The 20,413-nt window shown below is 62.3% G+C and carries 20 protein-coding genes, 1 tRNA gene and 1 pseudogene; 12 read left to right on the top strand and 10 right to left on the bottom strand.

The window, feature by feature from the left end:
- The 5 genes from P0D80_RS23115 to P0D80_RS23095 form a co-directional block, all read right to left on the bottom strand.
- A partial coding sequence (locus P0D80_RS23115) for a COG4648 family protein (RefSeq protein ID WP_408286896.1) occupies positions 1 to 651 on the bottom strand: 651 nt, incomplete at its 3' end.
- Complete coding sequence (locus P0D80_RS23110; protein ID WP_408286894.1) at positions 651 to 902, bottom strand: acyl carrier protein; 252 nt, start codon at positions 900 to 902, stop codon at positions 651 to 653. The genes P0D80_RS23110 and P0D80_RS23115, both read right to left, overlap by 1 nt.
- 3 nt (positions 903 to 905) lie before the next feature.
- The gene (locus tag P0D80_RS23105) at positions 906 to 1,205 is read right to left on the bottom strand and encodes a phosphopantetheine-binding protein (protein ID WP_106283313.1); all 300 of its coding nucleotides are present in this window, start codon (positions 1,203 to 1,205) and stop codon (positions 906 to 908) included.
- On the bottom strand, positions 1,180 to 1,974 hold the full coding sequence (locus P0D80_RS23100) for a lysophospholipid acyltransferase family protein (protein ID WP_408286892.1): 795 nt from the start codon (positions 1,972 to 1,974) through the stop codon (positions 1,180 to 1,182). Before P0D80_RS23100 ends, P0D80_RS23105 begins: the two co-directional genes overlap by 26 nt.
- Before the next feature lies 1 nt (position 1,975).
- A complete protein-coding gene (locus P0D80_RS23095; protein WP_408286902.1) occupies positions 1,976 to 2,683 on the bottom strand; it encodes a beta-ketoacyl synthase chain length factor in 708 nt (235 codons plus the stop codon).
- 312 nt (positions 2,684 to 2,995) lie between these two features.
- On the opposite strand from P0D80_RS23095, the gene P0D80_RS23090 reads away from it, so the two are divergent.
- Positions 2,996 to 3,286: a hypothetical protein gene (locus P0D80_RS23090; RefSeq protein WP_408286891.1), complete on the top strand. Its 291-nt coding sequence runs from the start codon at positions 2,996 to 2,998 to the stop codon at positions 3,284 to 3,286.
- 89 nt (positions 3,287 to 3,375) lie between these two features.
- On the opposite strand, the gene P0D80_RS23085 is transcribed toward P0D80_RS23090, so the two are convergent.
- Positions 3,376 to 4,080, bottom strand: coding sequence for a DUF4136 domain-containing protein (locus tag P0D80_RS23085; RefSeq protein WP_408286889.1), 705 nt, complete (start codon positions 4,078 to 4,080; stop codon positions 3,376 to 3,378).
- 227 nt (positions 4,081 to 4,307) lie between these two features.
- Here P0D80_RS23085 and pepN point away from each other — a divergent pair, with 227 nt between their 5' ends.
- The 5 genes and pseudogenes from pepN to P0D80_RS23060 all read left to right on the top strand — a co-directional run bounded on the left by pepN (position 4,308) and on the right by P0D80_RS23060 (position 9,221).
- Positions 4,308 to 7,004: an aminopeptidase N gene (gene pepN, locus P0D80_RS23080; protein ID WP_408286887.1), complete on the top strand. Its 2,697-nt coding sequence runs from the start codon at positions 4,308 to 4,310 to the stop codon at positions 7,002 to 7,004.
- A 196-nt stretch (positions 7,005 to 7,200) separates the two neighbouring features.
- Positions 7,201 to 7,481, top strand: a pseudogene (locus P0D80_RS23075) (type II toxin-antitoxin system RelE/ParE family toxin).
- 16 nt (positions 7,482 to 7,497) lie between these two features.
- Positions 7,498 to 7,953 carry a HigA family addiction module antitoxin gene (locus P0D80_RS23070; RefSeq protein WP_408286901.1) on the top strand — a complete coding sequence of 152 codons (456 nt, stop codon included), beginning with the start codon at positions 7,498 to 7,500 and terminating at the stop codon, positions 7,951 to 7,953.
- Between the two features lie 120 nt (positions 7,954 to 8,073).
- The gene (locus P0D80_RS23065; protein ID WP_408286885.1) at positions 8,074 to 9,090 is read left to right on the top strand and encodes a class 1 fructose-bisphosphatase; all 1,017 of its coding nucleotides are present in this window, start codon (positions 8,074 to 8,076) and stop codon (positions 9,088 to 9,090) included.
- Between the two features lie 55 nt (positions 9,091 to 9,145).
- Positions 9,146 to 9,221 (top strand) — tRNA-Thr (locus tag P0D80_RS23060).
- A gap of 85 nt (positions 9,222 to 9,306) precedes the next feature.
- Here the strand turns inward: P0D80_RS23060 and P0D80_RS23055 are convergent.
- Positions 9,307 to 9,507: a hypothetical protein gene (locus P0D80_RS23055; protein ID WP_132373455.1), complete on the bottom strand. Its 201-nt coding sequence runs from the start codon at positions 9,505 to 9,507 to the stop codon at positions 9,307 to 9,309.
- Positions 9,508 to 9,744: 237 nt separating this feature from the next.
- Here P0D80_RS23055 and P0D80_RS23050 point away from each other — a divergent pair, with 237 nt between their 5' ends.
- A complete protein-coding gene (locus tag P0D80_RS23050) occupies positions 9,745 to 12,432 on the top strand; it encodes an excinuclease ABC subunit UvrA (RefSeq protein WP_408286900.1) in 2,688 nt (895 codons plus the stop codon).
- A gap of 20 nt (positions 12,433 to 12,452) precedes the next feature.
- On the opposite strand, the gene P0D80_RS23045 is transcribed toward P0D80_RS23050, so the two are convergent.
- Complete coding sequence (locus P0D80_RS23045) at positions 12,453 to 13,364, bottom strand: LysR family transcriptional regulator (protein ID WP_408286883.1); 912 nt, start codon at positions 13,362 to 13,364, stop codon at positions 12,453 to 12,455.
- A gap of 127 nt (positions 13,365 to 13,491) precedes the next feature.
- Between P0D80_RS23045 and P0D80_RS23040 the strand changes: the two genes are divergently transcribed.
- The 3 genes from P0D80_RS23040 to P0D80_RS23030 all read left to right on the top strand — a co-directional run bounded on the left by P0D80_RS23040 (position 13,492) and on the right by P0D80_RS23030 (position 16,140).
- The gene (locus P0D80_RS23040) at positions 13,492 to 14,607 is read left to right on the top strand and encodes an aldo/keto reductase (RefSeq protein ID WP_408286881.1); all 1,116 of its coding nucleotides are present in this window, start codon (positions 13,492 to 13,494) and stop codon (positions 14,605 to 14,607) included.
- A 515-nt stretch (positions 14,608 to 15,122) separates the two neighbouring features.
- Positions 15,123 to 15,272: a hypothetical protein gene (locus P0D80_RS23035; protein ID WP_007180815.1), complete on the top strand. Its 150-nt coding sequence runs from the start codon at positions 15,123 to 15,125 to the stop codon at positions 15,270 to 15,272.
- 271 nt (positions 15,273 to 15,543) lie between these two features.
- Positions 15,544 to 16,140 carry a chorismate mutase gene (locus tag P0D80_RS23030; protein ID WP_408286879.1) on the top strand — a complete coding sequence of 199 codons (597 nt, stop codon included), beginning with the start codon at positions 15,544 to 15,546 and terminating at the stop codon, positions 16,138 to 16,140.
- A gap of 148 nt (positions 16,141 to 16,288) precedes the next feature.
- Here P0D80_RS23030 and P0D80_RS23025 read toward each other — a convergent pair whose 3' ends face one another.
- Both P0D80_RS23025 and P0D80_RS23020 read right to left on the bottom strand, forming a co-directional pair.
- Entirely contained in the window at positions 16,289 to 17,440 is a 1,152-nt protein-coding gene (locus tag P0D80_RS23025) for an exonuclease domain-containing protein (RefSeq protein WP_408286877.1), read from the bottom strand.
- A gap of 349 nt (positions 17,441 to 17,789) precedes the next feature.
- Complete coding sequence (locus tag P0D80_RS23020; protein ID WP_064268598.1) at positions 17,790 to 17,993, bottom strand: cold-shock protein; 204 nt, start codon at positions 17,991 to 17,993, stop codon at positions 17,790 to 17,792.
- 414 nt (positions 17,994 to 18,407) lie between these two features.
- On the opposite strand from P0D80_RS23020, the gene P0D80_RS23015 reads away from it, so the two are divergent.
- Positions 18,408 to 18,656: a hypothetical protein gene (locus tag P0D80_RS23015; RefSeq protein ID WP_408286875.1), complete on the top strand. Its 249-nt coding sequence runs from the start codon at positions 18,408 to 18,410 to the stop codon at positions 18,654 to 18,656.
- A gap of 530 nt (positions 18,657 to 19,186) precedes the next feature.
- A complete protein-coding gene (locus P0D80_RS23010) occupies positions 19,187 to 20,332 on the top strand; it encodes a porin (RefSeq protein ID WP_408182428.1) in 1,146 nt (381 codons plus the stop codon).
- The last annotated feature ends 81 nt before the right edge of the window (positions 20,333 to 20,413 follow it).

The raw sequence follows: 20,413 nt of genomic DNA, 5'->3' as shown, positions 1-20,413 counted from the left end.
CGAACGCGCGGCGCGCGGCAGCACGACCAGATAACGCCAGATGACCTCGGCCACCAGCAGCACACCGATCAGCACATAGGCGATCGCGCCGTTATAGAGCGACCAGCTTGCGCGGCTCCAATACAGCGCGGTATAAGCGGAAAACACGCCGTTCAGCGCGAAGAACGCACACCACACCTGGGTCACGCGCAGCGTATGGCGCACCGCGCCCGGCGGCAGGTTCGGATTGCCGAGGCGCGCGAATTTTTCGATCATCGACGGCCCGCGCACGAGCGTCGCCCCGAACGCGATCAACAGGCCCAGATTGACGAGCGACGGGTAAAGACGCAGCAGCAGCTCGCTATTGGTCAACACGATCGCCGCCGACGCGCAGCTCAGCAAACCGACCACGGTCCAGTCGATTGTGGAAAGCCGCCGCAACGAGGTCGCGACCGGGCCGCTGCCGGCCCAGCGCTGCAGCCACAGGATCGCAAACAGCATGCAGCCGACGTAGCGCGGCGTGTCCCATTTCCACGCGCACAGAATCAACGCGGGGTACGCGAGCTTTAACAGCACCTGCACGACGGTTTTGCCCAGGTGGCGCTCAGTGCCGGGCGAGGCATCGGCGGCCCGATCCGCCGCCGCTTGCGTTCGCGAGCGCACGGATGGCATCAGCCTTGTGCCGCCAGCAGCGATTCGACCGCACCGATCACGTCGCCGACGGTGCGCACCGACTTGAACTCTTCCGGCTTGATGCGGCGTCCGGTCATCTCCTGCAGTTTGATCGCGAGGTCGACGGCGTCGATGCTGTCGAGATCGAGGTCTTCGAACAGATGCGCCTGCGGCGTGACGCGCTCGGGCTCGATTGCGAAGTTCTCTTTGAAGATGGCGCGGATGCGCTCCAGAATCTCTGCCTCGGACACGATTTACTCCCCCTTTCTGGTTGTTTCGTTCACAGCGTGCACCGCTTCGCGCTGGCTTGCCACCAGCGCGGCCAGCGTGCTGATCGAGCGGAAGTGTTCGCGCGTGCGCTCGTCGTTCGCTGCGATGGTCAGTTGGTATTGTTTGCGCAGCACGATGCCGATTTCGAGCGCATCGATCGAATCGAGACCGATACCGTCGGTATCGAACAACGGTGCATCGTCGTCGATATCGGCCGGGCTCAGGTCTTCCAGATCGAGAGCTTCGATCAGGAGCTGTTTAATTTCCAGTTTTAAAGAATCCATAATCGAACAGGTGCTGAGTAATGTGTGCTTCGACGGCGCTCGTCACGCTGCGCGCCGCGAGAGCCGGTGGAGAGTCATGGGCCGCGAGCTGGTCGACGCCGAGCGGTTCGAGCACGTTCACGCGCATTCTGAACGCGCGCGCCGGCACGTCGTACCAGCGCATCTGCTTGGTGAATGCGGGCGGATCGCAATCCATCAGCACTGGGACGATCGGCGCGCCGACCTTCAGCGCCATGTGCGCGAAACCGCGCGAAAACGCATGCAGCCGGTTCGGCGCCGGGCTGCGCGTGCCTTCCGGAAAAATAATCATGGTATAGCCTGCCGCCAGTTGCTTCGCGCCGGCCTCGACGAGTTCCGCGGGATCGGCATTGCTGACGTACTCGGCCGAGCGCACGATGCCCCAGAAACACGGGTTGCCCCAGTGCGCGTTTTTCACCACGCAGCAGGCATGCGGCGTGAGCGACAGTAACACCATCACGTCGAGATAGGTCGGGTGATTCGCGACTACGATCGCCGGGCCGCCCGCGCGCAACGCCTGCACGCCCGAGACTTCCAGTTCCATCACGCCGATGCGTTGCAATACCGCGACCAGCGCGCGGAAAAACCAGTGGATCACGCTGGTCACGGCAAATTGGCGCGACGCGCGGTGCGGCCACACGCATGCGAGCGGAAAAACCACCACCGAGAACAGCACGCCGCACACGCCGAAGACCACGAAGGCCATGCCGGTCGCGCAGAATCGCCAGCAATAATCAAGCCGCGCGGTCATGCTAGCTCCAATGCCAGGTGGCGCCGGTGTTTTGCCAGGCGGTGGGCAGGCCGGTTTCCAGGCAGTGCTGCAGCGCCTGGCTCTGGGTCGGGAAGAGGGTTTCCGAGGTGGCGCTTGCGCTCGCTTCGTGCGTCGGCTCGGATTCCGGCTGGTCCGTGCGCGATACCGTGCACACCAGCTCGCCCGTCGCCGTTTCGCTATCGAGCAGGATCGCGATCGCGCCGCCCTGTACTTCGTCTTCGATCGTGCCGTACGCCGGGTCGGCCGGTTCATCGGCGTACACCAGCAGCAGCGGTGAATCCGGCTGCGTGGCGTATTGCGCGTGCGCTTCCAGCAGCGCGTAACCGAGCGTTTCCGCGCCGGCCGAGATCGCGCTCGCCGCGGAGCGGTCGCTGCGGGCAATGCCGAATATGCCGGTCATGGCGTTGAGCACCGACAGGCTGAACGCGGTTGGCGACACCGGCTCGCCCGCGCTGATGGCGCGCAGAATGTCCGTCGTGCGCCGCAATTCCCCGTGGCGCGAGGCGAACACGACCCGCACCGCGTCCTTGGCGACACAATCGTGCGCAACTTTCAGCGCCACTCTCGACAGAGTGCTCAGACGACGCCGCACGATCGGCTCGATGAAGCCGATATCGGGTGCGGCAGATGCGGCAGCAGGCCAGCTAGACCAGCGAGCGACCGGAATGGTCCAGTGCAGATCGGGCATATCGGTGTTCGCGCGTAGAAGCGAGGAGAGGCTGAAGCGCCTGACGGAATACGGCACCGTCACAGCGTGCACGCGCCGCGCGGACCGGCAATCTCCAGCCGGGGTCAATCCAATCTTCTTATATAGGGTTCAGCGAATTAACGGCACTTGGCCCCGATTATTTAGGCGCCTTTGTCAATTAGTCTGAAGGATTGTCTCCGGCTCCCTATGGTCGGCGGAATCATACTGAATATTCTGGGATAAATCAGCCACAAAAGACGTATCCATCTGTATCCGTATCTCTCATGCGACGCCCGGCCGAAAAGCGATGGCATGGGCCTCCGGCACCATTTTCCGCATTGCGAACGGAGCCTCTGCCCATCAGCAGCGCAGCTTGCCGCCGATCTGCCAAAGAAATATTTCGCCGAAATGCGCCAATACTTTCAATTTACTTTCTTAAAAAGTGTTTCAGATTGGAAGCCGCTTGCGTTGTTAGCCGGCCTCGTCCTGAAATGCGCATCGCATGGCCGGTTCGAGTGCGCCGTTTCTGAGATGCAAATTGCCGTGGCACGGATGCCGAAATCCGGTATCGGGCGCGGAGCTTCGCGTTTTCTCCGGCGCTGAAAACAGAACGGCCCGGCAGGGTGAACTGTCGAGCCGTTTGCATGCTACCGATGCCACGATTTGGACGCGCACCGCCAGCCAGGTACGATTTACTGAACGACTTTCGCATCGGACGCCGGCACCGGTGCGGCGGCGGGCGCTGTACCGGTCGCCACCATTTCGTTCGATGCCCCGCCGCTCTGGCCGACCGGAATCTTCACCGTATGAACCACGCCGTTGCCAAGCGGGAAATCGGCCAGCGCGCTACGCGCCAGATACGGCATGGCCCGAACCAGCGACGACTCGCCGCCCGTATTGCGCGCCGTCACGTTGTAGACCTCCTTGCCGCTCGCCCGCTCGGTAATCCGCACGCCCAGCAGGTGCGTGAAGATCGGATAGCTCTGGTTCACGTAGGTGGCCGAATACCCGCCCCATGGGCCCCACGGATCGAACGGCCGGCCCCAACCCCAGTACGGCGCCGGCCACGGGTTGTAATACACCGGCTCCGAGACCGTCACCATGTCCGAACGAATTCCATACGAGAGCCCGACCAGATAGCGCGCCTGCGCGGCGTCGACCTGGCGGAACGAATGCGTGGCGAGTTCGTTCGCGACAAAGCGCTCGTAGGTGCTGAGTTCGAGATTATTCTGCTGGTCCGCCGCTCGCGTGAACGCGTAGGTTCGGGTGGCGTCGTTACCGCTCCAGTCGGAGAAGGCCGTGACCTGGGTGGTCACGTAGGTCGTGCAGCCGGAAAGCAGCACCGTCAGCGCGGCTATCAGCAGCGTGGCGCGGCGGGTCCATCGATCGATTTTCATGGTCTACCTCGTGAAGCTTTTGAATTGCCTCTGTATTCTCCGCCAAACCCGGCCTCGTCGACGCACAGGCTTTCCCGCACGCGGGCGCCCGATAATACGCTGACCAGGCGACTCGGTAAAAAGTTCGCTCCGCACAATTCTCCGAGGCTTTGTACAATGGCTCGACATGCCCGGCCCGCACGCCAGAAGCGCGCTCGCCGACTCGAGTTCCAACACTACAGAACGCCATGGCCGATACCGCAACGCCCAATGTGATCCGCCGCGCCGACTACGCGCCGCCCGCCTTCCTGATCGACACCGTCGCACTGGAGTTCGATCTCGTCCCCGAACGCACGGTTGTCCGGAACACGATGCGCGTGCGCCGCAATCCGGAGGCATCGCGCGCCTTGCATCTGGAATTGATGGGCGAACAACTGGAGTTCGTCAGCGCCGAGATCGACGGCCAGCCGTTCGCCAACGCTCACGCGCACGAACACGGCCTGCTGCTCGACAACGTGCCGGACCAGTTCGAACTGACGCTCACGAGCCTCTGCAATCCGGCTGAGAACACCACGCTGTCGGGCCTTTATGTGTCGGGCGGCAACTTCTTCACGCAGTGCGAGGCCGAGGGCTTTCGCCGCATTACTTATTTCCTCGATCGTCCGGACGTGATGGCGACCTTCACGGTCACGTTGCGCGCCAGCAAGGCCGATTATCCGGTGTTGCTGTCGAACGGCAACCTGCTCGAAGAAGGCGATTTGCCGGACGGCCGCCACTTCGCGCGTTGGGAGGATCCGTTCAGAAAGCCGAGCTATCTGTTCGCGCTGGTCGCCGGCAAGCTGGTCGCCCTGGAAGAGGGCGTGAAGAGCGGCTCGGGCAAGGAAAAGCTGCTGCAGGTGTGGGTCGAGCCGCACGACCTCGACAAGACCCGTCATGCGATGGATTCGCTGATCCATTCGATCCGCTGGGACGAGGAGCGCTTCGGGCTCGAACTCGATCTGGACCGCTTCATGATCGTCGCGGTGAGCGACTTCAACATGGGCGCGATGGAGAACAAGGGGCTCAACATCTTCAACACGAAGTACGTGCTGGCGAACCCCGAAACGGCCACCGACACCGACTTCGCGAACATCGAGGCCGTGGTCGGCCACGAGTATTTCCACAACTGGACCGGCAACCGCGTGACCTGCCGCGACTGGTTCCAGCTGAGCCTGAAAGAAGGCCTGACGGTGTTCCGCGATCAGGAGTTCTCGGCCGACATGGCGGGCGGTGCAACGGACGAAGCCGCGCGCGCCACCAAGCGCATCGAGGACGTGCGCGTGCTGCGCCAGATGCAGTTCGCGGAAGACGCGGGTCCGATGGCGCATCCGGTGCGCCCGGAAAGCTACGTCGAGATCAACAACTTCTACACGATGACCGTCTACGAGAAAGGCTCGGAAGTCGTGCGGATGTATCAGACGCTGTTCGGCCGCGACGGTTTCCGCAAGGGCATGGACCTGTACTTCAAGCGTCATGACGGCCAGGCCGTGACCTGCGACGATTTCCGGCACGCGCTCGCCGACGCGAACGGCCGCGATCTCACGCAGTTCGAGCGCTGGTATAGCCAGGCCGGCACGCCGCGCGTGTCCGTGCGCACCCATTACGACGCCGCGCAGCAACGCTACAGCGTGACGCTCACGCAAGGCTACGGCGAAGGCGCGCCGGCCGCGCGCGAAACGCAAAAAGGTCCGCTGCTGATTCCGTTCGCGATCGGTCTGATCGGCAAGGACGGCAAGGATCTGCCGCTGCAATTGCAGGGCGAGAACACGGCCTCGGCCTTCACCACGCGCGTGCTCGAATTCACGCACACGGACCAGGCCTTTACGTTCGTCAACGTGGCGCAGGAGCCGCTGCCTTCGCTGCTGCGCAATTTCTCGGCGCCGGTGATCGTCGAATACGACTACTCGGCGGAACAGCTGGCGTTCCTGCTCGCCCACGACAGCGATCCGTTCAACCGCTGGGAAGCCGGCCAACGGCTCGCCACGCGCGAGCTGCTCACGCTCGCCGGACGCGCCGCCACCGGCGTGCCGCTGCAACTCGACGACTCCGTGGTCGCCGCGTTCGCACGCGTGCTGACCGACGAAACCCTCTCGCCTTCGTTCCGCGAACTCGCGTTGATGCTGCCTTCGGAAGCGTATCTGGCCGAGCAGATGGCCGAATCGAATCCGGCGGCCGTGCATGCCGCGCGGCAGTTCGTGCGCAAGCGTCTCGCCAATGCGCTCAAGGGCGACTGGCTCAAGGTGTACGAGCAGCACCGCACGCCGGGCGCGTACGAGGCCACGCCGGAAGCGTCCGGTCATCGCGCGCTGAAGAACCTCGCGCTGTCGTACCTCGCGGAACTGGACGATCCGGCCGAGGCCGTGCGTCTCGCGTCCGCGCAATACGATGCGGCGAACAACATGACCGACCGCTCGGCGGCGCTCTCCGCGCTGCTTAATGCGTCGGCGGCCAATGGCGGCAGCGCCGAAGCGCAGCAGGCGCTGGACGATTTCTACCGGCGCTTCGAAAAGGAGCCGCTCGTCATCGACAAGTGGTTCGCCTTGCAGGCCACGCAGCGTGGCAGCGCGCAACGTCCGGTGATCGACATCGTGCGCAAGCTGATGGCGCATCCGGCTTTCAACCTGAAGAACCCGAACCGCGCGCGCTCGCTGATTTTCAGCTTCTGCGCGGCGAATCCGGCGCAGTTCCATGCCGAAGACGGCTCGGGCTACGCGTTCTGGGCCGATCAGGTGATCGCGCTCGACGCCATCAATCCGCAAGTGGCCGCTCGCCTCGCCCGCTCGCTGGAATTGTGGCGCCGCTTTACGCCGACACTGCGCGACGGCATGCGCGCGGCGCTGGAGAAAGTGGCGTCCCAGGTGAAATCGCGCGACGTGCGCGAGATCGTAGAGAAAGCGTTGGCGTGATGCTCGCCTGAGCGCCTTTGTCGCATCGAAAAGCCGGCGCGTGTTGCCGGCTTTTTTTCGCCCCCGTGTTCGCCGGCGCGACCGCGCGCGGCAATCACGTTAGCCATCTGGATAACTGTTCGACTCGCGTCGGCGGGGTGAAAGCAAACGCATTCACTTAACGGTTTACGTTTAACGCGATGCGTTATGTGATCCCATGATCACGACATTCGGCGACAAAGCTACGGCGAGATCTTTCAGGGCAAGTTCGTGTACTCATTGCCGCTTCACATGCAGGCGCTCGCGCGCCGCAAGCTGTTTGTGATCGACGCCGCGGAGTCCATCCGCGACCTGCATGCGCCGCCCGGCAACCGGCTGGAAGCGCTGCAAGGCCAGCGCAGCGGGCAATGGAGTATTCGGATCAATGCGCAATGGCGCATCTGTTTTCATTTCGTCGACGGGGAGGCGCTGAATGTCGAAATTGTCGACTGTCACTGACTATTGGGAGACCGGCATGGTCATCAAACGCTCCGATCTGGGCAGCATCGATTTCTCGGACATCGACACGGGCGACAGCATCCCGGAAATCCATCCGGGCGAGATTCTGCGCAGCGAGTTTCTCCAACCGCTCGGCATGTCCGTCAACGCGCTCGCGCTTGCGCTGCGCGTACCGGCTCCGCGCATCAACGACGTGGTGCGCGGCAAGCGCGCCGTCTCGGCCGACACCGCGCTGCGGCTCGAGCGCTACTTCGGCGCGAGCGCGCAGTTCTGGCTCAACCTGCAAATCGCCTACGACCTGCGCGTCGCCACCGTGGCCGCCGGAGAACAGATCGAACGCGAGATCGAACCCATGCCGAAGGCGGACCGCCCGAAAATGCCGAAGGTTTCGACCGAACACGCCCGTGCCGCAGCGCTCGCGGCGAGCGTGAGCGGCAAGCTCACGGCCGGCAAGGCGCGCCGCAAAGCCTGAATTTCAGCCGCACCGGTGTGCCCGGCGGCGTCGCCCTACACGGTTCTCGCGCAAAAGCACGGAAGCGACACAACGAACGGTTAAAATCGGAATATTCCTCAAGCCTTCCCGGAGTACAGCATGGCTTTGCAACGTCGTACCACTCTCACGAAGTACCTGATCGAGCAGCAGCGCGAAACCAACAACCTGCCGGCCGATCTGCGCCTTTTGATCGAAGTCGTTGCGCGTGCGTGCAAAGCGATCAGCTACCACGTCAGCAAGGGCGCGCTGGGCGATGCGCTCGGCACGGCGGGCAGCGAGAACGTTCAAGGCGAAGTGCAGAAGAAGCTCGACATCCTGTCGAACGAAATCCTGCTCGAAGCGAATGAATGGGGCGGCAACCTCGCCGGCATGGCGTCCGAGGAAATGGAACAGTTCTTCCCGATCCCGGCGAACTATCCGAAGGGCGAATACCTGCTCGTGTTCGATCCGCTCGACGGCTCGTCGAACATCGACGTCAACGTGTCGATCGGCACGATCTTCTCCGTGCTGCGCTGCCCGGACGGCCAGCAGCCTACCGAACAGTCGTTCCTGCAACCGGGCACGCAGCAGGTCGCCGCGGGCTACGCGGTGTACGGTCCGCAAACGGTGCTGGTGCTGACTACCGGCAACGGCGTGAACTGCTTCACGCTCGACCGCGAACTCGGCTCGTGGGTGCTCACGCAAAGCGACATGCGCATTCCTGTCGAAACGCGTGAATACGCGATCAACGCTTCGAACGAGCGTCACTGGTATCCGCCGGTCCAGCAGTACATCGGCGAGTTGAAGGCTGGCACGGACGGTTCACGCCAGGCCGACTTCAACATGCGCTGGATCGCGTCGATGGTGGCGGACGTGCACCGTATCCTGAATCGCGGCGGCATCTTCATGTATCCGGCCGACAAGCGCACGCCGGACAAGCCGGGCAAGCTGCGCCTGATGTACGAAGCGAATCCGATGGCGTTCATCGTCGAGCAGGCGGGCGGCGCCGCGACCAACGGCGAGAAGCGCATTCTGGACGTCCAGCCGAAAAGCCTGCACGAGCGCGTGGCGGTGTTCCTCGGCTCGAAGAACGAGGTGGACCGCGTGACCCGCTACCATCTCGAAACAAAAAAGTGAGTTCAGGGGCTTGCCAAGCCGATAAAGAAGTCCCTATAATCTCGTTTCTCCTGATGCCGGAATAGCTCAGACGGTAGAGCAGCGCATTCGTAATGCGAAGGTCGGGGGTTCGATTCCTCTTTCCGGCACCACAAGATTCAAGCAAAAAGCCCAGTCCTCGCGACTGGGCTTTTTGTTTTTCTGCGTGTGCTTTTCCGATTCTGCTCGTGTCGCGGATCACCCACGAAAATCCAGCCGATCGAATTGCGCTGTCACGCCGAGGTTGCGTGCCACAACGGAATCTTCCGCTCGCGCCGGCTCTGCCTGCTGAGTGCCGTAGGCCGCGACCGCTTCCTGCGGCGCCGAAGAGAACCACAAAATCCGGCCGTCACACTCGATTCCGACCTGACGACCTTTCCAGTACACAGCGTTTTCCATGGCGAACTCTCTGAAGGACGAAGACTGCCATCTTCCGCGCCGGCCGTGGCGCGTCCGTTATCCAACGCACTCTGGGCGCGGATAATCGCTTCAATGATAGGCGGCGATTGCTCGATTGACTCAGTGCGCGCGCCGCCGTCAATGGCATCATCGCAACTTCATCGTCGGGCATGTTCCGTGCAACCTCACCAGCGTTCGCCCGATCCGCCGGGCCGCGCTTATCCGTTATTCATCGATATGGACGCCATCCGCAGCAAACCTCGCTCGACACCGCCCTCTGCCGACGCCCCCGCGTTCACCGGCTTCGTGCGTGTGCGCGGCGCTCGCGAACACAATCTGAAAAACGTCGACGTGCAGATTCCGCGTGATGCTCTGGTCGTCTTCACCGGCGTGTCCGGCTCGGGCAAATCGTCGCTGGCATTCGGCACCTTGTACGCCGAGGCACAGCGGCGCTATTTTGAATCAGTCGCGCCGTATGCCCGACGCCTGATCGAGCAGGTCGGCGTGCCCGAGGTCGACGCCATCGAAGGCCTGCCGCCCGCGGTCGCCTTGCAGCAGCAGCGCGGCACGCCGAGCGCGCGCTCGTCGGTGGGCAGCGTGACCACGCTGTCGAGCCTCGTGCGCATGCTGTATTCGCGCACCGGCGACTATCCGCCGAAGCAACCCATGCTGTTTGCCGAAGATTTCTCGCCGAACACCGTGCAAGGCGCCTGCCCGACTTGCCACGGACTCGGCCGCGTGTACGAGGTCAACGAAAAATCGATGGTGCCCGACGACTCGCTGACCATTCGCGAGCGCGCGATCGCCGCATGGCCGCCGGCATGGCACGGACAGAATCTGCGCGACATTCTGGTGACGCTCGGCTACGACGTCGATAAGCCGTGGCGCGACTTGCCGAAGAAAGACCGCGACTGGATTCTCTTCACCGACGAACAGCCGACCGCGCCCGTCTACGCCGGTCTCACGCCGAAGGAAACCCGCGCCGCGCTCAAGCGCCGCGACGAGCCGAGCTATCAGGGCACCTTCACCGGCGCGCGCCGCTACGTGTTGCACACGTTCGCGAACACTCAAAGCGCGTTGATGAAAAAACGCGTGTCGCAATTCATGGTCGGCAGCGTCTGTCCGACGTGTCATGGCAAGCGGCTCAAGAAAGAAGCGCTGTCGGTGAAATTCGCCGGACTCGATATCGGCGAGTTTGCCCAGTTGCCGCTCGCCAGGCTTGCAGAGATGCTTGAACCGATCGCGCGCGGCGAATGGCCTCAAGCCGATGCCGCACACTCAAACCAAACCGCCTCCAAAGGCAGCGTGCTCAGCAAGAGCGCCATGCGCGATGCCGTCGACAAACGGATCGCCGCCGGTGGTTCCGCGCACAAAGCCTCGCCCGACGTGCGGCGCACGCCTAACCTCTCCGAAGAAAAACGCGTCGCCGCGCAGCGCATTGCAGCCGAGTTGCTCGAACGCCTGACGACATTGGTCGATCTGGGACTGGGTTATCTCGCACTCGAGCGCAGCACGCCCACGCTGTCATCGGGCGAATTGCAGCGCTTGCGGCTCGCCACGCAGTTGTCGTCGCAGTTGTTCGGCGTCGTGTATGTGCTCGACGAGCCATCGGCCGGCCTGCATCCCGCCGACGGCGAAGCGCTCTTCAGCGCGCTGCAGGGGTTGAAGGCGGCGGGCAATTCGCTGTTCGTCGTCGAACACGATTTGCAGATGATGCGGCGCGCCGACTGGCTCGTCGACGTCGGTCCCGCGGCCGGCGAAGCAGGCGGCCATGTGGTCTATAGCGGGCCGCCCGCCGGACTCGCGAAGGTCGAAGCGTCGCAAACGCGCCGGCATCTGTTCGCGCCGCCAGAGCGTGTCGAGCGCGCGTCGCGTGAACCTGCTGGCTGGCTGCGGCTCGCGGGCATCACCCGCAATAATCTGCGCGGACTGGACGCCGAGTTTCCGCTCGGCTGCCTGACTGCGGTCACGGGCGTGTCGGGCTCGGGCAAGTCGAGCCTCGTGAGCCAGGCGTTGCCGGAACTGGTCGCAAGCCATCTTGGCCGCGTCTTCGACAATCCGGACGACGACGAACAAGACCCGTTGCTCGCCGCCGCAACCGCGCCGACCGGCGGCCACATCGTCGAGGGCATGGGCGCGCTGCGGCGACTCGTACGCGTCGATCAGAAACCGATCGGCCGCACCCCGCGTTCCAACCTCGCTACCTACACGGGCCTCTTCGACCACGTGCGCAAGCTGTTCGCCGACACGCCGCTCGCCCGCAAGCGCCGCTACAGCGCAGGCCGCTTCTCGTTCAACGTGGCGCAAGGCCGTTGCCCGACTTGCGAAGGCGAAGGCTTCGTCAGCGTCGAACTGTTGTTTCTACCAAGCGTCTATGCGCCCTGCTCGACCTGTCACGGCACGCGCTACAACACGCAGACACTGGAAGTCACATGGCGCGATAAAAACATCGCCGAGGTGCTCGGCCTGACCGTCGACGCCGCCTGCGATTTCTTCGCCGACGAGCCCAGCGTGATGCGCGCGCTGAAAGTGTTGCGCGACATCGGCCTCGGCTATCTGCGGCTCGGTCAGCCCGCCACTGAATTGTCCGGCGGCGAAGCCCAACGCATCAAACTCGCCACCGAATTGCAACGCGCGCAACGCGGCGACACGCTGTATATCCTCGACGAGCCGACCACCGGCCTGCATCCCGCCGACGTCGACCGGCTCATGGTGCAACTCCACGGGCTCGTGGATGCCGGCAATACCGTCGTGGTGGTCGAACACGACATGCGGGTGGCGGCGCAAAGCGACTGGGTCATCGATGTCGGCCCGGGCGCCGGCGACGCCGGCGGCAAGATCGTAGCGAACGGCACACCGGCCGAGATCGTGCGCGTGAAGGAAAGCCGCACCGCCGAGTATCTGCGGCAACAACTCGCAGCGTGAAGGCGAAAGAAGCGTGCGCGCTAGCGAGCGCCGCGCTTCTCCTTCAGGAAATCGATCAGCGCGCGCAGTTTGAGCGGCATCTGCGCGCGGCTCGCCGTGTAGAGATAGAAACCGGGGAAGCTCGGACACCATGCGTCGAGCACGCGCACTAGGCGGCCATCGTCGAGTTGATCGCGTACGTAGTCCTCGATGACGTGCAGCAGACCCACGCCCTGCTCGGCCGCTTGCACCATCGTGCGCAAGTCGTTGGTGACGAGCGCGCCGCGCGTCTCGACTTCGAACACGCGCGCCGGATCATCGGGTGGCGCGAACTCCCATCGATAGATGCCGCCGCTCGACGCAAAGCGGTAGCGCAGGCAGTCATGCGCGGCAAGATCGGCTGGCGTCGCGGGCGGTGCATAGCGCTCGAAATAGCCCGGCGAGCCCGCCACCGCAATGCGAATCTCGCCGCTCAACGGCACCGCCACCATGTCCTGCGCGACCCGTTCGCCGAGCCGAATGCCCGCATCGAAGCCTTCGCCGACGACATCGGCCATGCCGTCGTCGAGCGTCATGTCGAGACGGATCTGCGGATAGCGGCGCGTGAATTCCGCGAGATGCGGCAGCACCAGCAGTTCGCTCGCGACCCGCGGCAAATTGATGCGCAAATTGCCGGCGGGCTGGTCGCGGGTTTCGTCGAGCGCTTCGAAGGCGGCCTCGAGTTCGCCCAGCGCCGGTCGCACGCGAGCGAGAAACTGCGCGCCGGCTTCGGTCAGTGCTACGCGCCGGGTCGTCCGGTTGAACAGACGCACATTCAATTGCGTTTCGAGCGAGCGGATGCTTTGCGACAGCGCCGACGCCGTCACGCCGGTCTCGGCGGCCGCGTGCGTGAAGCTGCCGTGACGCGCCAAGCTCACGAACGCCATCAACGCCGGCAATTGCGCAGGATCCATCGTCGCCTCCATTGTTAAGCCGGACTTCACAATCCTTGCAGACAAGCGGCATTTTTCCACGAAAAGAATCGGCGCACGATAGGCCATGGATTCAATTTTTCCTACGACACCGCCCAAGGAGACTGACATGACGATGAATCGCTATACCCTGCTCGGCCGTTCAGGCTTGCGCGTTAGCCCGATCGCGCTCGGCACGATGACTTTCGGCACCGAATGGGGCTGGGGTGCCGAGGAAAAGTCCGCGCAACGGCTGTTCGATCTGTACGTGGATGCCGGCGGCAATTTCATCGACACCGCGGACCTCTACACGGAGGGCACGAGCGAGAAATGGCTGGGCAAGTTCGTCGCGGCGCGCGGCCTGCGCGAGCGGCTCGTGATCGCGACCAAGTACGGCTACAACGCCGAGACCGGCAACCCGAACGCGGGCGGCAACCATCGCAAGAACCTGCTGCGCGCGCTGGACGGCTCGCTCAAGCGGCTCGGCACGGACTACATCGACTTGTACTACCTCCACACGTGGGATCGCATCACGCCGGTGGACGAAGTCATGCGCGCAATGGACGACGCCGTGCGCGCTGGCAAGATCCGCTATGTCGGCTTGTCGGATACGCCCGCATGGTTCGCCGGACGCGCGCAGACGCTCGCCGACTGGCGCGGCTTCGAACCGGTCGCGGCCATGCAGCTCGAATACTCGATGATCGAACGCAATGCCGAAAATGAATTTGCCGATCTCGCCGCCAATCTGGGCATGGGGCTCGTGCCGTGGAGTCCGCTCGGCATGGGCGTGCTGTCCGGCAAGTACCGGCCTTCGCAAAGCGGCGCGGCAGCCAGTTTCTCCGGCGACGGCCGCCTCGCCAGCATGGCCAGCGCGCCGCCGCCGGGCTTCGACAAGCTGACTGAGCGCAACTTTCGCATCGTGGCGGAACTGGAGTCCGTCGCCAATCTCGCCGGCCGGCCGATGGCGCAAGTCGCGCTGAACTGGCTGCATCAGAAGCGCGGCGTGTCCAGCATCATCGTCGGCGCGACGCGGTCGGAGCAGTTGCAGGAGTCGCTCGGCTCGCTCGACTTCACGCTGGCGCCGGAACTGATCGCGCGGCTCGACGCCGTGTCGGAACCGGCCCGTCCATTCCCGTACTACATGTTTGCGGACGGTCATCAAGCGCGGATTCACGGGCAGGTCGAAGTGACTGATAAACCGGCTGCGTACTCCGCGTCGGTGAAAATCCCCGTGCCGACAGCGTAGAAATAGCGTCTGACGAATGCCCAGCGTTCGCTGGCGAACGTTAGGTTTTCTTATTCAGGCAAAAAATCTTAAAAAATGTTTTTACCCGTCAACGAGATTCGAGAATGGTTCGTTTACAAAAGATTAGGGGGCCGAATGGCGCGTACTGAACGGAACGGTAATTAACGAACGTTCGGCCACTTAAGAAGAAAATCCTGCCGATGCGGCAGTGCACAAAAATCCACGGCAATTGGATTGATATCGGCCAATATGAATGTGGAGTGCGCAAAAGCGAGGGCGGGTTGCTGAACAGCCCGTGGGACAAAGCTAGGAAGGGAATAGCGGGAAGTATCGGACTGACTGGGACTGGTGAAAGTGAAATCAGCGCATTAGCAGTCAACCGATAAATTCTATTCAAACATTCCGTTCCATTGTTGGGCTGTGCCGTTAAAGCAACACACAACATGTGACCCGCATCAGGCGCTGGTGCAAAACGGGGACCGAGGCCGATAATCGGTTTGTAAAGGAGAAAGATCATGGATGCCAAACCACCGAAAGTTCCGACCCCGGATAAAGTTTTTTGCCCGGATCCGGAACCCGCTGGCGTCGAGTTTCTGGGTGCAGAACTGCCGGAGCATGTTCGCGCCTTTTTCGACGAACAACGCAAGTCGTGCGACTCGAAGTAACAGGGCAGTGGCGCGATGCAGCATCGACGTCCGCGCGTCCGGCGCGCGGCGGTTGTATGCACACGTCTAACCGCTCGTTTTCGGCTCGAGTCGTGACGCGGGGTGAGTCCGTCTGATTCGGACGACGCCTGGCCGTGCGGCCCGGCGTGTGTTTTTGCTCGCCTATTCAAGCGTCCTTCCGAAGATTTCCGCCGGACCGCAGACGCACGTTCGGCGCATCGTCTATTCTTCTGGTTTTTCCCCTGCGGCCGCTCGGCCACTGTCATCTTCCATGAACCGTTCGTACCGCTTCGGCGCGTCATGCGCGCTTGCGCTTTTGGCTGCTCTTGCATTGGCGCCCGCTCCCGCCATCGCGGATGGTGACGATACCGCGCTCACCAATCTGATCGCGCTGGCCTCCCAACGCCTCGCGCTCGCGGAACCCGTGGCGCGCTGGAAATGGGTCAATCACCAGGACATCACCGACACGCCGCGCGAGAACGCCCTCCTCGCCGATGTCGAAAAGCGCGCCGCCGCGGCAAACGTCGACCCCGCGTTCGCCCGTGCTTTCTTTCAGGATCAGATCGACGCCAGCAAGGAGGTGCAAAACGCGCTGTTCGCCACATGGCGCGGCGGCCAGGCGCCGCAAGGACCCGCGCCCGATCTGGCGACCAGCACGAGACCGCAGTTGGACCGACTGACGCAATCGCTCGTGGCCGGCCTTGCACGCGTGCAGCCGTTGCGTGCGGCGCAGGATTGTCCGTCGCGTGTCGCGCAATCGCTGGCTAACTGGAAATCGCTGACTCGCTACGACTCGGCTCATTCGAGCGCGTTGACTCGCGCGCTTGGGCACGTGTGCGAAACGGGCGGTGTGGGCGCGACGGGTTAGTCCGGAGTGGGCGAAGCGCGCGGTTTCAGGCTGAGGTTATTGGCCGCGGTGACGGCGCGCGTGCTTGAACCCGCTTTGAACGGCAGGCTACCGATTGAAAATCAAACGCTGAAAACGAAGCTGCTGAAAGCCGAGCTGGTGAACGCCTTCAGGCAAGACTCGCCAGCGCCGTTCCGCTCGACACGCTCAAGGGCATCACACGCAAACCGCGGGCGAGATGGCTCTGCAAGATGCGATACGTCGACAGCTCGAACGGCCCAGCTGCGCTCGACGCATGCAACTCCGCCGCCTGCGCGAGCGACGCCGCATGGCCCACGTAACACCAACGGTCGACGACATGAAAAGCGCGCGCCTGCGACGCCTCCTCACGTTCCTCGAACACGATCGGCCCCTCGAACGGCCAGGGCGCGTCCGCCGGATCGCTCTTGGCGACACGCGGTAGCCGGTTATGGCCGGGCCGCAACGTCGCGATCCACTGCGCCTCCGCGAGCATGGCGCCCAATTCGCCGCCGGTTGCGCGCCACTCGACGCGCCGCACCTGCTGCGCAAGCCGGATATCCTTGGACGAGCGCCGCTCGCCGGTCAAATGTGAACGCAGCCGCTGGCGCACGCGCACGCTTCGCCCGACATACAGCGGCAAATCCTCTTCTCCATAAAACGCGTAGACGCCGCAACCCGCCGGCGCCGTGTCGAGCAGATCTTCCGTGATGTCGCCCGCTAGCCGGTAGCGCCGCGTAGTGCGCTCGATCTGCGTGCGCAATACGTCGAGCGGCACGAGCCCGTGCAGACGCTGCCAGAACTGCCAGATCAGATCGGCGTCGGCGAGCGCGCGGTGGCGATCGGACGGCACGAGCGCATGACGCTCGACCAAAGCGTCGAGACCGTGACGCTTTTCCGCCGGAAACAGCGCGCGCGACAGGCGCACGGTGCACAGTACGTCCGGATCGAACGCCAGCCCCACCCGGCGAAACTCGCCGCGCAGAAAACCGCGATCGAAACTGGCGTTATGCGCGACGAACAGTTTGCCGTTCAGACGCTCGAAGAGAGCCGGCGCGATCGCGTCGAAGGTCGGCGCGCCCCGCACCATTGCATTCGTGATGCCGGTGAGCTGCTGGATGAATGAGGGAATCGGCTGCTGAGGGTCGACCAGACTGCTCCAGCGCGACACGCCGGCAGGCCCTATTTCGACCACACCGACTTCGGTGATGCGATGCTCGGCAGTCGAGCCGCCAGTGGTTTCAAGGTCAACGAAGACGATCGGACCATCCAGGGCCGGTTCCGGCAAAAACTGTTCAGACATGGAAAAGGAGACTTTGGACGCGTGGCTTTGCGGCAAGTATGCACCAGTTGGCGGCCGAGTACCCGGATAGCATCGCATTACGTCAACTGACTTCAGGCGCAATGTTCCTGTTTTGGCGTGAGCGGCAAGCCTCCCGCAAAGCAGAAATCATTATGTTTTCACGGCGGACACCGGGAAATGACAGAGAAGCCATTCGGGAGATTTTGGCCGGCCGTTCAAAACATTCCGAACCAGATGGTTAAAAGCGATTGCGCGGCCAACAACAATTCGACATAAAAAAGCCCTCGCGTTTTGCAAAGGCTTTCGTTCGTTCTACCGCCCGGCCGAGCGCCGAGTCACGTTGACAGGCTTACAGCGGCTGGATATTCGCCGCCTGCTTGCCCTTCGGGCCGGCCTTGACGTCGAACGAGACGCGCTGGTTTTCCTTCAGCGACTTGAACCCTTCCGCGCGAATCTCCGAAAAGTGTGCGAAGAGATCCTCGCCGCCCGAATCCGACGTGATGAAGCCAAAGCCCTTAGCATCGTTGAACCATTTGACGATACCAGTTTCCATTTTCCAGTTTCCCTCGAGGATTTATCAATATCGGGCATTGCCCTCAGCCGAATATCACGGCCGCGCCACGCAATCAAATCCGGCGGTCGAAATTCAGCATTGCCGTTATACGGGGAATGAAGAATTGTCGTCAAGCGAATTCTGGATATGCGCTTATCACGCTATGCGATAAGCCTGCGCTTCTTGGTTTAAAAATCCCGAGTGCATAGATTCACTTCGATCCGAATAATCAGACCAAGCCAATATTACCCACCTGACTACGGAAATGCGCAATAGCGGGAATATTTTCCGCACGTTGCTGAAAATATGTAACAAAAGATGTTTTCCGTAAGTGTTTGTCCGACTTGCTGCACCGCGTTCACGGCAGGATGATCGAATTCAGTAGTGGTAGCAACGCGCATTAGGGAGATTGCCATGCTGTTCAACCAAATCAGCCGCCTCTTTATCTGGCTGACCCACTCGCACGCAAACACGGCTTCCGAACAATCCGCACCGGTCGCGGACACGCCGTCTATCTTCGAAATCGATCCCATGTGGCACGGAGATCATTGGCAGAACCTGCTGTCGTCCCCCATGGATGCGCGGCGCTACGTGATGGAAGACTGGAGCGTCCCGGTAGCGGACGACCGGAACGAAGTGGACGGCGCAGCGCCTGCCCACTGACCGCGTCGTCAATCGGCGGAACACAGGCGAAAAAAAAGCGCGACTGGGAAGTCGCGCCGACAAAGGTTTGGAGATCTTTTTCGTCAACGAAAAAGTCCGCTTCGGAAAGCAGAAATTTCAGTATACCGGCTCGACTCCATTTCTATTATTCACATAAACAACAATCATCTATTTCAGTAACAACAACAATCTCATTTTACGTTTTATTACGTTGTTTTTTTGCATCGATTAGTGTCGCGAATCAGCAACGCAACTCCCTCCTCGCATCGCTCCCCTCTCTTGAAAATCGCTGGAAGCCTTTATTTATAAGGCTTAACCGGCATTCACATATCGTTTCCGAACGCGTAATACTTTATTGCGGAAATCGGAACGTCCATTGCGCGAAGTGTCTCTCTACACTCTGCCTAACCGGAAACCAGCGCGATTTTGTTGAGCGCGCAACTCACTCGGATTACGCCTCTCGCAGCGCCCGCGTGAAAGGTCTCCCTAAGCCTGGGTTCAACGCCCACTCTCGCTCTCGGAGTTACAAGATGAAAAAGACACTCATGGTCGCCGCCCTCACGGGCGTCTTCGCAACGGCCGCGCATGCGCAAAGCAGCGTGACGTTGTACGGCTTGATCGACGCCGGCATCACCTATACCAATAACCAGCACGGTCACAGCAACTGGCAGGAAACGAGCGGTTCGGTGAACGGCAGCCGCTGGGGCCTGCGTGGATCTGAAGATCTGGGCGGTGGTCTCAAGGCCATATTCACGTTGGAAAACGGCTTCGGCATCAATGACGGCACGCTCAAGCAAGGCGGCCGCGAATTCGGCCGTCAAGCCTTCGTGGGTTTGACGAGCGATCAGTTCGGCGCCGTCACCTTGGGCCGTCAATACGACAGCATGGTCGACTACGTCGCCCCGCTGGCATTGACCGGCACGCAATACGGCGGCACGCAGTTCGCGCATCCGTTCGACAACGACAACCTGAACAACTCGTTCCGCGTCAACAACTCGGTCAAGTACCAGAGCGCCAACTACGGCGGCTTCAAGTTCGGCGCGTTGTATGGCTTCTCGAACCAGGCCGACGGCTTCGCGAACAACCGCGCTTATAGCGCGGGTGCGTCGTACAACTGGGGTGGCCTGAACGTCGCCGCCGCTTACCTGCAACTGAACAGCAACGGCGCGACCGGCGCGGCTGCTGCATTCAATTCGGGTGGCGCGGTGTCGAGCGACAACACGTTCTTCGCGGGCCGCCAGCAAACGTGGGGCGCGGGTGCTAACTACGCGTTCGGCCCGGCAACAGTCGGCCTCGTGTATTCGCAAACGAACCTGTCGAGCCTGGCCGGTATCGGCGCTGGCGCATCGGGTCAAACCAACGGCATCGCCTTCGGCAACAACAGCGCTCACTTCCAGAACTTTGAAGCGAACGCTCGCTATGCGCTGACGCCGGCGGTCAGCATTGCCGGTTCGTACACGTACACCCGCGCGAGCCTGGCTGGCACGCGTCCGCACTGGAACCAGTTCAACCTGCAAACCGCGTACGCGCTGTCCAAGCGTACCGACGTGTACCTGCAAGGCGAGTATCAGCAAGTCAACGAAAACGCAGTCGTGGATGCCGATATCAACGGTCTGGCCGCTTCGGGCAACAACAAGCAAGTCGCTGTGACCGCAGGTCTGCGTCACCGCTTCTAAAGCTGCGGGTTACACCCGTGGTCTCGAAGGCGCCGTTCGCGGCGCCTTTTTTTGTGCCTTTTTATGCCTAAGGCGGGAGAT

The organism is Paraburkholderia sp. RL17-373-BIF-A (assembly GCF_046030175.1).
In the GTDB taxonomy this organism is placed as follows: domain Bacteria; phylum Pseudomonadota; class Gammaproteobacteria; order Burkholderiales; family Burkholderiaceae; genus Paraburkholderia.
Note: the sequence above shows the minus strand (reverse complement) of the source record. Positions and strands in the feature narration are given on the sequence as shown.